This is a genomic window from Methylopila sp. Yamaguchi (assembly GCF_002897035.1).
Lineage (GTDB): Bacteria > Pseudomonadota > Alphaproteobacteria > Rhizobiales > Methylopilaceae > Methylopila.
On the sequence record NZ_BAUX01000001.1, the window covers coordinates 211,088 to 224,770 of the forward strand.

A 13,683-nucleotide genomic window follows, 5' to 3' on the forward strand; every position below is an offset into this window, starting at 1 on the left:
GGGAGCGCTCAGAACGACGACTTGCCCTCGGTGGGCGCGGCGTTGCGGTAGATCCCGCCGGGCACGGCGACCGGCGAATTGGAGGCGGCGTTGGGGCCCGGCGACAGCGTCGGGCCGGCGCTCTTCGGCGTGAGCTCGATCTTGACGCGGCCCTTCTTCTCCGTAGAGGCCGCGGTCTTCTTCGGCGCCTTCGCGGAGGCCTTCGCCTTCTGCGGCGTCGCGGCCTTCAGCGGCTTCACCTTGGCCGAGCCCGGCTTCACGGCCGCGCCGGGGATCAGCGCCGGGGTCGTCGAGGCCTTCGGCGCGAAGGCCGGCGGGTCCTCGTCGAGGCCGCTCGGCTTTGCCGCCACCTGCGGCGCGTTCGGCGCCGGCGTGGCGTAGACCATGACCGGGTTCACCTGGGTCTTCGCCATCAGGATCGGCCGCCAGGGATGGCCGTTGGGGTCGAGCTTGCGGGCGGCGCGGATCTTGGCGGTCGACTTGCCGCACATCTGCTCGCGGAGGTCGACGGGGAAGGCCGCCGTCACGTCGGGGAGGCTCGCCAGCGTCCCGCGCGCGGAGGTCGCCGCGAAGCCGCGCTCGAAGGCGTCGATCGCGGTCTCGGACCGCTCGATCGGCGTCGGCGCGCCGAGCACCACGGTGACGAGGCGGCGGCTGCCGCGGGTCGCCGTCGCCACCACGTTGAAGCCGGAGGAGCAGACGTAGCCGGTCTTCATTCCGTCCGTGCCGGGATAGCGCCCGACGAGGCCGTTGTGATTGCGGAGAATGCGGTCGCCGATCTGGATCGCGTCGAGCGAGAACAGGCCGGCCCACTGGGGGAAGTCGCGGTAGAGCCGGGTCGCCAGCACCGCCATGTCGCGCGCCGTGGTGCGCTGCAGGTCCGGACCGGGGCGCACCGGCAGCCCGTTCGGATTGACGAAGTTGGTGCTCGTCATGCCGATGCGGCGGGCGGTGGCGTTCATCTCGGCGACGAAGCCCTCGACGCTGCCGGAGGCGCCCTCGGCGAGCAGGAAGGCGATGTCGTTCGCCGACTGCACCATCAGCATCTTCAGCGCGTCGTCGACCGTGACGGTCTGGCCGACCTGGAAGCCCATCTTCGAGGGCGGCTCGGCCTGGGCCCGCGCGCTGTAGACCAACGGGGCGTCCCGGCGGAGCTTGCCGTTTTCAATCGCCTGCAGGACCACGTAGGTGGTCATTAGCTTGGTCAGCGAGGCCGGGTACCAGGGGACGGTCGGCTCCTGCGCCTCCAGCACCTGGCCGGTGGCGACGTCCGCGACGACGAGGGGGTTCGCCGCGGCCGGCGCGACCAGCGCGAGCGTTGCGGCGAGCCACGCGACGGCGCGGCGGGCGGGGGACTGGGGCATGGGCGCGATCGTACTCGTGATGCGTGGTCGTCGAAGCGACGCTCTCGCCCTCGCGCGTCGCCGACGCGCGTCCGGGCCAAGGACGCTGCCTAAAGAACGCCTGCCTGAGGCAGGACCGTTGTACCTTCAGAGTCGGAAAAGTCCAACGACGGAGGTTCACGAGGGACGGAGCGCGACGAGGCGGGCGAAGCGCCAATCCGTCCGGGGGCGCGTCAGGCGCCCTGCAGCGCCGCGTCTTTCTCGTCCGCCGCGTGCGCCAGCGCCTGGGCCGCGACCAGCTTCGCGAAGGGGCCGTTCGCCGCTGCGAGACGGGCGAAGGAGCCGCTTTCGACGATCCGCCCGCGCTCGAACACCAGCACGCGGTCGGCGGAGCGCACCGTCGCCAACCGGTGGGCGATGACGAGCGTGGTGCGGCCGGCGCGCGCGGCGTCGAGCGCCGCCTGGACCTTCTGCTCGGTGTGGGCGTCGAGCGCGCTGGTCGCCTCGTCGAGCACGAGGATCGGCGGGTCCTTCAGCAACGCGCGGGCGATCGACAGCCGCTGGCGTTCGCCGCCCGAGAGCGAGGCGCCGCGCTCGCCGAGCACGGTGTCGAACCCTGCGGGGAGGCGCCGGACCACGTCTAGCACCTCGGCCTTGGCGCAGGCGGCCTCGAGCTCCGCGTCGGTCGCCTCGGGCCGGCCGACGCGGAGGTTGTCGGCGATGGAGCGGGCGAACAGCATCGGCTCCTGGAACACGACGCCGATGTTGCGCCGAAGCCCCTCCAGCGTCAGTTCGCGAATGTCGACGCCGTCGATCAACACGCGGCCCTCCTGGGGGTCGAAGGCGCGGTGCAGCAGCGACAGCGTGGTGGACTTGCCCGAGCCGGTCGCGCCGACGAGCGCCACCGTCATGCCGGGCGTCGCCTCGAACGAGACCTCGGCGAGCGTCGGCCTCCCCGCCTCATAGGCGAAGGAGACGCGGTCGAAGGTCACCTCGCCACGCACCCGGCCGGGGTCGCGCGCGTCCGGGCGCTCGGCGACCTCGGGCACGGCGTCGAGCAGGCGAAGGAATTCGCCGATCCGCGGAGCGTTCAGCAGCGCCATGTTGACGAGCGCGACCGCGTCGCCGAGCCGGGCGACGACGAGGGTGGCGAGGGCCGCGAAGGTGACGATGTCGCCGACGCTCGCGAGCCCTTGCGCGTTCAGCGCAGCGCCCGCCAGCACCACGCCGAGGACCGTCAGCGTGCCGGCGGCGGGAGTCGCTGCGGCGGCGTAGGCCCACCACGACAGGATCGGCATCTGCGCGTCGAGCAGGCGCTGCATCACGCCGCGCACGACCGCCATCTCCCGCCCGACGCTTGCGAAGCTCTGCACCACCGCGACGTTGCCGATGGCGTCGGCGGCGTGCTGGGCGAGGTCGGAGTGGTAGCCCTCGATGTTTTCCTGCTGGGTCTGCGTCTTGCGCAGCAGGGTGATGAGCGCGATCCCGAAGACGGCGACCAGCCCGAGCAGGATCAGCCCGAGCCACAGGTTTAGCGCGAGCGAGGCCGGCAGCAGCGCGACGACGCCGACCAGCGTCGCGAGCCCCGAGCGGAAGAACGACAGCCAGACGTCGGCGAGCGCGTTCGCGCCCATGGTCAGCGCCTTGACGATCCGCCCGGAATGGGTGCGCCGGTGGTAGCTCAGCGGCAGCGTCAGCACATGGCCGAAGGCCTCGGTCATGGCGGCGAGCCGCCGGCGGTGCGACAGCCGGTCGGCGTGAAGGCCGACCAGCACCCGGCCGACGATGGCCGCGAGCGCCACCCCGCCCCAGGCCACGGCGAGCGCCGGGATGGCGTCCGCCTCCCCACGCGTCAGCTTGTCGATCACCTTGCCGAACAGCACCGGCTCCGCGAAGGCGGCGAGCGCCAGCGCGACGTTGCCGAGCGCGAGCATCACCGCGAGCGGCCGTTCCGGCCCGAGCAGGCCGATAGCGCGGACGTAGGTGGCGAAAATCCCCGGAGCGGGGCGATCGGCGGAGGGCGGGACGGACATGGCCGGCAGCATCGCCAAAACGTCCCGTCGCGCAAGGCGACGCGGTAACGCAACCTTAAGATCGGCGCCCGGCCGGGCTACACGTTAACAGGTTGTTTACCCTCTTCGTTAACTGTGCGTTGAGAGGTCCACGCCCGGCGCGGCCCTCGATCAGAGCCCCCAACCCGCCGCGCGGAGCCGGACAGCCGGGCGCGATGGGACGGGGCGACGCCCAGGGTGCGCGCCATGAGCTTCAGCGATCCGAGACACGTGACGGCCGGCGCCGACCAAGCCGAGGCGGGCGGCCATCGGCTGGAGCGGCTGGCGGAACGCCTTTCGGACGCGCGGCGCGCCAACGACAGCTCCTCTCCCCTGCCGGAGCTCGAACAGCTGGTGTCCATGCTGGCGCAGCGCAACATCCAGACCGAGGACCGGCTCGCCAACGCGCTCGAGGGCCTCGCCCGCTGGGTCGAACGGTCCGGCCCCGCTGCCCCGGCCACGATTCCGACGCCCGAACCGATCGCCCCGACGCCCGCCCCCGCGTCCGCGGCCGAGGCCCCCGCGGACGACCTCGAGGCGCGTCTCACCGCCTTCGCGCGCGCGCTCACCGAAGCCCCGGCGCCCGCTGCCGTTACGCCCGCGCGACCGGCGGACAAGGCGGCCCAGCCCGGCTCGCTCCGCGCCGCGCTCGCTGAGATCGCCGCCCGCCAGAGGGATCTCGACGCCGACGATGAGCCCCCGGCGCCCCGCGCCGTCGCCGCTCCCGTCGCTCCGCAGGCGCCTGCCGCGACGATGGTCGATCCGATCGCGGTCGCCGGCCTGCGCGAGGAGATCGAGACGCTGGGCTCCGCGATCCGCGACATGCCCACCCGCGCCGAGGTCGACGGTCTCGCCCGTGAGATGGCGGCGCTCGCCGCGCGGCTCGGCGAGGAGCGGCCGGCCCGCCTCGATTCCGTTTCGCTGATGGCGATCGACACCCTCGTGTCCGAGGTCGATCGCATGCGCGGCGACGCGGCGAGCCCGCAGATGCTGGCGCGCTTCGCCGACGAGCTCGGCGCGGTCGCGACCCGGCTCGATCATCTGACGCCGGCGAACCCCGAGCTGTTCGACACGCTGGCGCTTCGCATCGAGCAGGTGCGCGAGGAGCTCACGCAGTTTCCGCCGATGGCCGCGGTCGAAGGCCTCGCGACCGAGATCCAGGCCGTGCTCGCCCGCCTCGACGCGCAGGAGCGCGCCGCCGCGCCGACCCAGCAGGCGGTCGCGGAGCTGTCGGGCAAGGTCGCGGTTCTCGGCGGCAAGATCGACGGCATCGCCGCCGCCGCCGAACAGCGCGCGGAGGAAGCCGAGCGCATGGGCCAGGCGGTCCGCGCCGAGCTCGCGACGCTTTCCAGCGCCGACGCGATGGAGAGCTTCAGCCGCCAGATCGAGAGCCTGACCGCGAAGCTCGAGAGCCGGCGCGAGCAGGGCCTGCCCACGGCCGAGCTCAGCGCCAAGATCCCCGCGCTGATCGACAAGATCGACGCGCTGACGGCGGCGTCGGACGCCGAGCGCGTCGCCGAGGCGGTGCGCGCCGAACTCGCGGCGATCGCGCAGCCCGCCGCCAAGCTCGACGACATCGGCCGCCAGATCGAGGGGCTCACGCTCGAGCTGGCCCGGCGCCCTTCGGGACCCGACGGCGTCGAGGCCCTCGCCGGGAAGATCGACGGCCTCGGCATCCGGCTGGAGGCGGTCGCCGCCGCCGCCCGCGCGCGCGGCGCTTCCGCCGAGCGCGTCGAAGAGGCGGTCCGCGGCATCGCCGAGCACCTGATCGCGACCGCGCAGGCCGACGCCAGCGGGCCCAAGTCCTTCGGCGGCCTCGATACGCGCATCGAACAGGTGGTCGAAGGCCTCGACCGCGCCGGCGGCCGGCTCGACGATCTCAACGCCGGCTTCGCCTCGCTCGCCGCGAGGGTGGAGCAGGCCGCATCCGAAGCCGGACGCAACGCCGTCGCGGCGCTGCGGGCGGAGGGCGCCCAAGGCGCCACGCCGTTCGCCGACGGCTCCGACCAGCTCGCCCACGCCCTGCTCGAAATCAAGGCTGCGTCCAAGCGCGACGACCGGCGCACCTCCGACACGCTGGACGCCGTCCGGCTCACGCTCGAACGCCTGATCGAGCGGATGGAGGCGATCGACGAAGCGCTGAACGCCCACAGCATCGGCGTCGTCGAACGCCGGTCCTCCGCCTTCGACGACCGTCCGCAGACCGCGCCCGCGCCGCGCGTCGACGCCACGGAAGCCGCCCGCGCCGCCGCGCGTCGGGCGATGGAGGAGATGGAGGCCTCCGGCGATCTCGCCGCGCGCTTCGGACGCCCGCCCGCCGACGACGCCTTCCGGCCGGTCGCCGATCTCGCGTCCGATCACCCGCTCGAGCCGGGCGCGGCGCTGCGCGTGGAGCGCCGGACCGACGGCCTGCTGGACGCCCCTCACGACCCGCAGCCCGAGAGCCCGTCGAGCGACGTCGGGGCGCTGAGCGCCGCCGCTTTGATCGCTTCGGCCCGACGCGCCGTAACGCGGCCGGCGGCCGACGCCGAAAACGTCCTCGCCGAGACGGCGACGGACGAGCGCCGCTCCCGCGCCGCCGGCGTTCTGGCGGTCCTGAAGGCCCGCCGCCGTCCGATCCTGCTCGGGATCGCGGCCGCTTTGATCGTGCTCGGCGTGCTGAAGGCCGCCACCAGCATCAGCGACCATGGCGCCGAGACGGCGCCCGAGCCGGCCGCCCCGACCGCGGAGAGCGCGCCGCCCGCCCAGCCGACCCCGCAGCTCCAGGCGCCCGAACCCGCGCCCCAGCAGCCCGCCCCCGCCGCGCCCGCGGCCCCGGCGGCGCCTGCGGAGCCGCAACCCATCGAGCCCGCTCCGGCGCCGAAGCCGCGCGCCGAGATCGCCCCGCCGCGGGCGAAGGCCGCCGACATCACCGATTTCGCCTTCGCCCAGACCCTCGATCCGTCGGGCCAGAAATTCACGCCGCCCCCGAAGAAGGACGACATCGTCACGGGCTCGATCAACCGCGGCGACACGCTGCCGGATTCGATCGGCGGCTCCATGCTTCGGCTGCGCGCCGTGCAGGGCGATCCCTCGGCGCAGCTCGAGATCGCGGACCGGCTGGCCGCGGGCCGCGGCGTGGAGGCCGATCCGGTCGCCGCCGCCCGCTGGCTTGAGAAGGCCGCGGTCCAGGGCCTCGCCCCGGCGCAGCATCGCCTCGGCAGCCTCTACGAGAAGGGCCGCGGCGTGCCGCGCGACCTCGCCGCCGCCCGACGCTGGTACGAGCAGGCGGCCGCCTCCGGAAACGTGCGCGCCATGCACAATCTCGGCGTGCTGCACGCCGAGGGCGGCCTCGGCAAGCCGGACTTCGGGGCGGCCATCGTGTGGTTCCGCATGGCCGCCGAACGCGGCCTCGTGGACAGCCAGTACAATCTCGCCGTGCTCGAGGCCCGCGGCCTCGGCGGCAAGCGCGATCTGGCGGACGCCTACAAGTGGTTCTCGCTCGCGAGCGCCCAGGGCGACCAGGACGCCGGCCGCAAGCGGGACGACGTGGCGAAGGCGCTCGGAGCCGCCAATGTCGCGAGCGCCGATCAGCTGGTGGCGAACTTCAAGCCGCGCGCGGTCGACCCCGCCGCAAACGAGGTCCCCGCCCCTCCCGGCGGCTGGGACCAGGCCTCCACGAACGCCGCCGCCGCCCCGATGCAGCTGCGCTGATCGGCGCCCGACGCGTTGACAACGCCCGCCGCGGCGGGCGTAACCACATCTGACCGGACGGCGCGGCGGGCGCGTCGCCGGCGCGTCGCGGTCCATGCAGATCTATCTTCCGATCGCTGAACTTCCGGTGGACGTGCTGCTCGTGATCGGCATGAGCCTCGCGGTCGGCTTCGTGTCGGGCCTGTTCGGCATCGGCGGCGGCTTCCTCATGACCCCGCTGCTGATCTTCATCGGCGTTCCGACCGCCGTCGCGGTCGCTTCCGAAGCCCCCCAGATCGCCGCCTCCGCCTTCACCGGCGCCCTCTCCTACTGGCGCCGCCGCGCGATCGATCTGAAGCTCGCCGGCGTGCTGCTCGCGGGCGGCGTGGCCGGCACGGGATTGGGCGTCTGGTTCTTCAACGCGATGCGGGCCGCGGGGCAGCTCGAAGTCGTGATCGCGGTCTCCTACGTCGTCCTGCTCGGCGCGATCGGCGGGATCATGCTGACGGAGTCGCTGAAGACGCTGCTCAAGACGAAGCCCTCGGCGCCCGCCCGCCGCATCGGCGGCCGCAGCCTGATCGACCGCCTGCCGCTGAAGCTGCGCTTCAAGCAGTCGATGATCTACGTGAGCGCGATCCCGCTGGTGGGCCTCGGCGTGTTCGTCGGCTTCGTCGGCGCGGTGCTCGGGATCGGCGGCGGATTCCTGCTCGTGCCGGTGCTGGTCTACGTGTTCCGCGTGCCGACGGCGGTGGTGGTCGGCACCTCGCTCGCACAGATCCTGATCACCATGCTCGCGGCCACCGTGCTGCACGCGACCGTCAACGCTTCGGTGGACGTGGTGCTCGCCATTCTGCTGATGCTCGGCGGGTCGATCGGCGCGCAGTTCGGCGTGCGGGCCGGCCAGAAGCTGCGCGGCGAGCAGCTGCGCCTGCTGCTCGCGCTGCTGCTGCTGGCCGTGGGCGCCCGCTTCCTGGTCGAACTCGTGGCGGAACCGGCTGAGCCGTTCTCCGTCTCGACGACGGGCCGGCCGAAATGAGACCGCTCGCGGCTCTGGCCGTACTCGCGCTGCTCGCCGCGGCGGCGCCGGCGCGGGCGGAGAAGCTCGTGGTCGCGCTGTCCTCGCAGCAGATCGCCATCGCCTCGAATTACGCCGGGGGCGACATCACGCTCTTCGGCGCCGTCCGCGCGGACCCGGAGAGCGACGGCGCCCCCCGCCGCTACGACCTCGTGGTCACCGTGCGCGGACCGGGGACCACGCTCGAGGTGCGGGAGAAGCAGCGCACCGCCGGGCTCTGGGTCAACCGCGAACGCCGCCGGTTCCCGCGCACGCCGTCCTATCTCGCCACGCTTTCCACCCGCCCTCTCGACGTCATGCTGTCGCCGGAGATCCGCGATGGGCAGCGGCTTGGCCTCAAGGCGGCGGCCGCCCCGCGCGGCGAGGACCTCGGCCGTCCGGAGTTTTCCGAGGCGCTGATCCGCCTGCAGACCGCGCGCGGCCTGTGGCGCGAGGAGCCGAAGGGCGTCGTCTTCCTCGACCCCACGCTGTTCCGCACGACCTTCCACCTCCCGCCCAACGTCCCTTTCGGCGCCTTCGAGGCGGACGTCCGCCTGTTCTCCGCCGGGGTGCCGATCGCGCGCGAGACCATCACCTTCCGGGTGGTGAAATCCGGCTTCGAGGACCGGGTCGCGGCGCTCGCGGAGAACTGGCGTCTCGCCTATGGTGTCGCGACGGCGCTGCTGGCGCTCGCCTTCGGCTGGACGGCGAGCGTCGCGTTCCGCCGGGATTGAGCCCGACCGCCGCCGCGGAGCCGCCCATGACGCTGATCGCATCCGAGCCGGCCGGCGACGACCGCGACATCCCCGAAACGCCGCTGGCGCTGGGCCTCGCCGGGCTCACGCCCTTCATCGGGCTCGCGCTCGCGCTCGCGCTCCAGCATCCCGTGGTGTTCGGAGTCGACGCCGCCTTCGCGCTGACGGCTTATGGCGCGACCATCCTGTCCTTCCTCGGCGGGGCGCACTGGGGCCTCGCCCTGCGCCACCCCGCCCCAGACGTCCGGCGCGCGCTGTACGTCGGCGCCATGGTCCCGCCGCTGTGGGCCTGGGCGGCCCTGCTGGTCGGCGGCGCAGGCGGTCTCGCGCTGCTCGCGGCCGGTCTCGTAGGCCACGGAATCGTGGACGCTGCGCGGTCCGGCCGTTTCGCGGCGCCGCGCTGGTACGGACGGCTGCGCCTCGTGCTGACGGCGGTCGCCACGATCGCGACCGTGGCCGCGGCCGTCGTCGTCGGTTACGCCGGATGACGTCGCCTCCGCCGAAGGCCGCGGTCGCGACCGTCGGCTTCTGGCGCGCGGCCGGCCATGACCGCTGGTACGATCGGAGCGACGCCTTCGACGCCCTCGTCCGCCGCCGGCTCGGCCGGCTGCAGCGCCAAGCGGCCGCGGGCGCCCTCGACGACTGGGCGGGAACGCCGGTCGGCGCCCTTGGCCTGCTGATCCTTCTCGATCAGGCGCCCCGCAACCTGTTCCGCGGCGCGCGCGAAGCCTTCGCGACCGATGCCGCCGCCCAGGAGGTGGCGGCGGCCGCCGTCGCCCGCGGCTTCGACCGCCGCACGCCCTGGCCGCTGCGCCAGTTCTTTTACATGCCGTTCGAGCACGCCGAAGATATTGCGCTGCAACGCCGGGCGATCGCGTTGTTTCGCGCGTCGGGCGACGACGAATGCCTGCGATGGACCGTCGTTCACGCCGAGATCATCGAGCGGTTCGGGCGGTTTCCACATCGCAACGTCATACTTGGACGGCCATCGAGCGCCGCTGAGCTGGAATACCTCGAAAACGGCGGCTTTCAGGGATGACTTCGTTTACGATCTTCCCGAACCCATCCTTAAGCGCGGCGGCGTTATTCGATTGCCTCAATCGAATAGGGATCGTCGAATGCCCAGCGACGCCAGCGCATGCCATGACGGCCGCGACGCCCAGGAGCCGAATGGGGTGACCCCCTTCGCCCGTCTGGCCGCGCGCCTGCGCGGGCTGCTCGCCGACCGCTCGGACACGGCCACCGCGAAGAAGGTGGCGGGCGGCGCGTTCCTGTTCCGGGTCGGCAACGCCGGCATCGCCTTCGCGTCCCAGATCCTGCTCGCGCGCTGGATGGGCGAGAGCGAGTACGGAATCTACGTCTACGTCTGGACCTGGGTGCTGCTCCTCGGCGGCATGACGAGCCTCGGCCTCGCCTCCGCGCCGCAGAAGTTCATCCCCGAATACGCCGACGGCGGCGACCACGCGCTGCTGCGCGGCTTCCTCCTCGGCAGCCGGCTGCTGTCGATGGTCTTCGCCACCGTCGTCACCGCGGTAGGTCTGCTCGCGCTCTGGCTGTTCGGCGACGTCCTCGACCACTGGGCGATCGTGCCGCTGGTGCTCGCCCTGGTCTGCGTGCCCATGTACGTGCTGACCGACGTCCAGGACGGCATCGCCCGCACCTACAACTGGATCGACGTCGCGCTGGCCCCCGCCTATCTCGTCCGGCCGCTGCTGATCCTGGCGCTGCTCGCGGCGCTGAGCTGGGCGGCCTACGCCCCGACCGCCGTGACCGCCATGGCCGCGACCATCGTCGCCACCTGGGTCACCGCCATCGCCCAGCTCGCGCTGCTCGAGAAGCGCCTGCGGGAGCGCACGCCGCGCGGCCCCCGCGCCTTCGCGCCGCGCACCTGGATGGCGGTGTCGCTGCCGATCTTCATGGTCGAGGGCTTCTACCTGCTCCTCGCCTACACCGACGTGCTGGTGCTCTCCGCGTTCCGCGAGCCGCACGAGGTCGGCGTCTACTACGCCGCCGTGAAGGTCATGTCGCTCGTCGCCTTCGTGTCGTTCTCGGTCTCGGCCGCGGTCGCCCACCGCTTCACCGAATACGCCGTCGCCGGCGAGCGCGAGCGGCTCGAGACCATGGTGCGCGACGCCGCCCGCTGGACCTTCTGGCCCTCGCTCGGCGGGGCCGTGATCATCCTGGCGCTTGGGTGGCCGATCCTGTGGCTGTTCGGCCCCGCCTTCGTCGAGGGCTATCCCGTGCTGTTCGTGATCGCGATCGGGCTGCTCGCCCGCGCGACCGTCGGCCCGCTTGAGCGCCTGCTCAACATGCTCGGCCAGCAGAACGTCTGCGCCGCAGTCTATGGGGGCGCCTTCCTCCTCAACATCGCGCTCGCGCTCGCCTTCGTGCCGCCCTTCGGGATGATGGGCGCCGCCGCCGCCACCTCGCTCACCCTGGTGATGGAGTCGATCCTGCTGTTCGTCATCACCCGCCGCCGGCTCGGCCTCGGCGCCCTGCCCTGGGGACGCGGCCCGGGCGGCCGTCCCGTCGTCTCGCGGGTGGCCGACAGCGTCGCGGCCGGCGCGACGGACATGGGCGTCGCCGGCCCCCCGCCCGCGCTCGATCTCGGCGTCGCCTCCGGCGCCCGCTTCGAGATCCTCGACGTCGCGGGCATGACGCGCGTCCGCGCCGCCTGGGCGGACCTCGCCGCCCGCGCAGCCGAACCGACGCCCTTCGCGGCCCCCGACTTCGCGATACCGGCGGCCGCTCATCTCGCGACCGCGCGCCGCGTCCGCTTCGCGGTGGTGTGGGCCGCGGACGGTTCGATGCTCGCGGCGCTGCCGATCACTCCGCGCCGTCTGCTGCCCTGGGCCGCCGGCGCGTCCACCACCCTCTGGGCCTATCTCGGCCCGCTCGGCACCCCGCTCCTCGACGCCGCGCGCGCGCCCGAAGCCATGGCCGCGCTGCTCGACGGCCTCGCGCAGTCGGGCCGCGCCACGCTGCTGTTCCGCCTGCTGCCCGAGCACGGCCCCGCCGCCGTCGCTCTCCGGACGGCGCTCGCCGCCACCGGCCGCGCTTCGGAACGGATCGACGGCTACGGCCGCGCCCTGCTGGTCACCGGCGCAGACCCCGAGGCCTTCCTCACGGCCTCGCTGTCGTCGAAAAAGCTGAAGGAGCTGCGCCGCCAGCTCCGCCGCCTGGGCGACGAGGCGCCGATCTCCTTCTCCGAGGCCCGCGGGGCGCAGGAGACGCCCGGCGCGCTCGACCGCTTCCTCGCCCTCGAGGCCAGCGGATGGAAGGGCAAGGGCGGCACCTCGATGCGCGACAACGCCGATCAGCTCGCCTTCATCCTTGAGACGATCAGAAACCTCGCGGCGAACGACGACGTCCGCTTCCTCGAGATGACGGCCGGAGACGCCGTCGTCGCCTCGGCGCTGGTGCTCGTGAACGGCCGCCGCGCATGGTATTATAAAACCGCCTACGACGAGCGCTTCGCTAAGAACTCGCCGGGCGTGCACCTGACGCTCGAACTCACGCGCCGCCTTTTGGAAGACCCGGAGATCGACAGCGTCGACTCCACCGCCATCGCGAACCACCCGATGATCGACCACATCTGGCGCGACAAGCTCGCCCTCGTCGACCTGATGGTGTCGTCGCGCCCCGGGGCCGCCCGCACGCTCGCCCTCTCCGCCGCCGCCGAACGCCTGCGCCGCCGCGCCCGCGTCCAGCTGCGGGACCTCTACCTCCGCGCAAAAGGACTCGTTCGATGACCGCAACGCTCAGCGCCGCCGCGACGGATCTCGCGGCCTCCTACCCCCTCCGCCACTTCCGCATCACCCACGATCTCGCTTCGCATCCGCTGCTGCAGCTGCCGCGGCTGATCGCGCTGACGAAAGAGCTCGAGCGTGACCGGTTCGAGTACAACTCCGGCAAGCTCCAGCCGAACCAGAAGGCCGAGGACACGCCGCTGGTCAGCCTCACGCCCGAGGAGGTGGTGGCGCAGATCGAGACCGCCGGGGCCTGGATGGTGCTGAAGCGCGTCGAGAGCGTGCCGGCCTACCGCGCGATGATGGAGGAGGCGCTGCTGTCGATCGCGAAGCAGCTCGGCCACGCCAGCCTTGACGGCGCGAGCTTCCGCGACATCGAGGGCTACATCTTCGTCTCCTCCGCGAACTCGGTGACGCCGTTCCACAGCGACAACGAGGACAACTTCTTCGTCCAGATCCGGGGCCCGAAGTTCTTCCACCTGTTCGACAACGACGACCGCTCGCTGGTGTCGGAGGAGCTGCTGGAGAGCGCGCCGTCCAAGCACCGCAACCTTCCCTACGAGCCGAGGTTCGAGGAGCGGGCGACGGTCTACGACCTGAAGCCCGGCGAAGGCGTGTTCGTCCCGTATCAGGTCCCGCACTGGGTCCGCACCGGCGACGACTACTCCATCTCGATGGCGATCACCTGGCGCTCGGACGCGGTGGTGCGCCGGAACAAGCTGCTGTTCATGAACGCCTGGCTGCGGGAGAAGGGGTTCCCCCAGGCGGCTCCGGGCAAGAAGCCGGCGCTCGACGGCCTCAAGGTCGCGGCCTACACCGCCGCGCGGTCGGCGATCGAGCCGCTCCGCCGCAACGAGACCATGCGCCGGTGGCTGCGCTCGGCCGTGTTCGGCAAGAAGGCGAACTACTACTACGAGGCCCAGAAGGCCGCCGAGAAGAAGGCGGCCTGAGGCCCACACGCATCATCCCGGACGGCGGAAGCCCAAGCCGGGATGATCGTCAGGCGTCCGCTTATGACTCGCACCAGTTCGAAGGATGATCCCGGCCCTCCGCTTTGCG

At 72.6% G+C, this 13,683-nt stretch carries 9 protein-coding genes; 7 read left to right on the forward strand and 2 right to left on the reverse strand.

Annotation, left to right across the window (positions count from 1 at the left end; genetic code table 11):
* Window positions 1-8 precede the first annotated feature (8 nt).
* Both METY_RS01020 and METY_RS01025 read right to left on the reverse strand, forming a co-directional pair.
* Complete coding sequence (locus tag METY_RS01020) at window positions 9-1,364, reverse strand: D-alanyl-D-alanine carboxypeptidase family protein (protein ID WP_103119535.1); 1,356 nt, start codon at window positions 1,362-1,364, stop codon at window positions 9-11.
* A 212-nt stretch (window positions 1,365-1,576) separates the two neighbouring features.
* Window positions 1,577-3,376, reverse strand: a complete 1,800-nt coding sequence (locus METY_RS01025) for a glucan ABC transporter ATP-binding protein/ permease (RefSeq protein ID WP_103119751.1) — start codon at window positions 3,374-3,376, stop codon at window positions 1,577-1,579.
* A gap of 225 nt (window positions 3,377-3,601) precedes the next feature.
* On the opposite strand from METY_RS01025, the gene METY_RS01030 reads away from it, so the two are divergent.
* From METY_RS01030 to METY_RS01060, 7 genes are all read left to right on the forward strand, one after another.
* Window positions 3,602-7,087 (forward strand): SEL1-like repeat protein, encoded by a 3,486-nt coding sequence (locus METY_RS01030; RefSeq protein ID WP_103119536.1) that lies wholly within the window; start codon window positions 3,602-3,604, stop codon window positions 7,085-7,087.
* A 94-nt stretch (window positions 7,088-7,181) separates the two neighbouring features.
* Complete coding sequence (locus METY_RS01035) at window positions 7,182-8,102, forward strand: sulfite exporter TauE/SafE family protein (protein ID WP_103119537.1); 921 nt, start codon at window positions 7,182-7,184, stop codon at window positions 8,100-8,102.
* Window positions 8,099-8,854 (forward strand): TIGR02186 family protein, encoded by a 756-nt coding sequence (locus METY_RS01040; RefSeq protein ID WP_103119538.1) that lies wholly within the window; start codon window positions 8,099-8,101, stop codon window positions 8,852-8,854. Before METY_RS01035 ends, METY_RS01040 begins: the two co-directional genes overlap by 4 nt.
* 26 nt (window positions 8,855-8,880) lie before the next feature.
* On the forward strand, window positions 8,881-9,363 hold the full coding sequence (locus METY_RS01045; protein ID WP_103119539.1) for a DUF3429 domain-containing protein: 483 nt from the start codon (window positions 8,881-8,883) through the stop codon (window positions 9,361-9,363).
* A complete protein-coding gene (locus METY_RS01050) occupies window positions 9,360-9,914 on the forward strand; it encodes a DUF924 family protein (protein ID WP_103119540.1) in 555 nt (184 codons plus the stop codon). The genes METY_RS01045 and METY_RS01050 overlap by 4 nt, the downstream gene beginning before the upstream one ends.
* Before the next feature lie 79 nt (window positions 9,915-9,993).
* Window positions 9,994-12,627, forward strand: coding sequence for a GNAT family N-acetyltransferase (locus METY_RS01055; RefSeq protein WP_244593464.1), 2,634 nt, complete (start codon window positions 9,994-9,996; stop codon window positions 12,625-12,627).
* Window positions 12,624-13,574: a cupin-like domain-containing protein gene (locus tag METY_RS01060; RefSeq protein ID WP_103119542.1), complete on the forward strand. Its 951-nt coding sequence runs from the start codon at window positions 12,624-12,626 to the stop codon at window positions 13,572-13,574. Before METY_RS01055 ends, METY_RS01060 begins: the two co-directional genes overlap by 4 nt.
* The last annotated feature ends 109 nt before the right edge of the window (window positions 13,575-13,683 follow it).

Bases quoted from the DNA above. Each gene is read 5' to 3' on its own strand.
- METY_RS01020 (WP_103119535.1), bottom strand. From the start codon at position 1,364: ATGCCCCAGTCCCCCGCCCGCCGCGCCGTCGCGTGGCTCGCCGCAACG.
- METY_RS01025 (WP_103119751.1), bottom strand. From the start codon at position 3,376: ATGTCCGTCCCGCCCTCCGCCGATCGCCCCGCTCCGGGGATTTTCGCC.
- METY_RS01030 (WP_103119536.1), top strand. From the start codon at position 3,602: ATGAGCTTCAGCGATCCGAGACACGTGACGGCCGGCGCCGACCAAGCC.
- METY_RS01035 (WP_103119537.1), top strand. From the start codon at position 7,182: ATGCAGATCTATCTTCCGATCGCTGAACTTCCGGTGGACGTGCTGCTC.
- METY_RS01040 (WP_103119538.1), top strand. From the start codon at position 8,099: ATGAGACCGCTCGCGGCTCTGGCCGTACTCGCGCTGCTCGCCGCGGCG.
- METY_RS01045 (WP_103119539.1), top strand. From the start codon at position 8,881: ATGACGCTGATCGCATCCGAGCCGGCCGGCGACGACCGCGACATCCCC.
- METY_RS01050 (WP_103119540.1), top strand. From the start codon at position 9,360: ATGACGTCGCCTCCGCCGAAGGCCGCGGTCGCGACCGTCGGCTTCTGG.
- METY_RS01055 (WP_244593464.1), top strand. From the start codon at position 9,994: ATGCCCAGCGACGCCAGCGCATGCCATGACGGCCGCGACGCCCAGGAG.
- METY_RS01060 (WP_103119542.1), top strand. From the start codon at position 12,624: ATGACCGCAACGCTCAGCGCCGCCGCGACGGATCTCGCGGCCTCCTAC.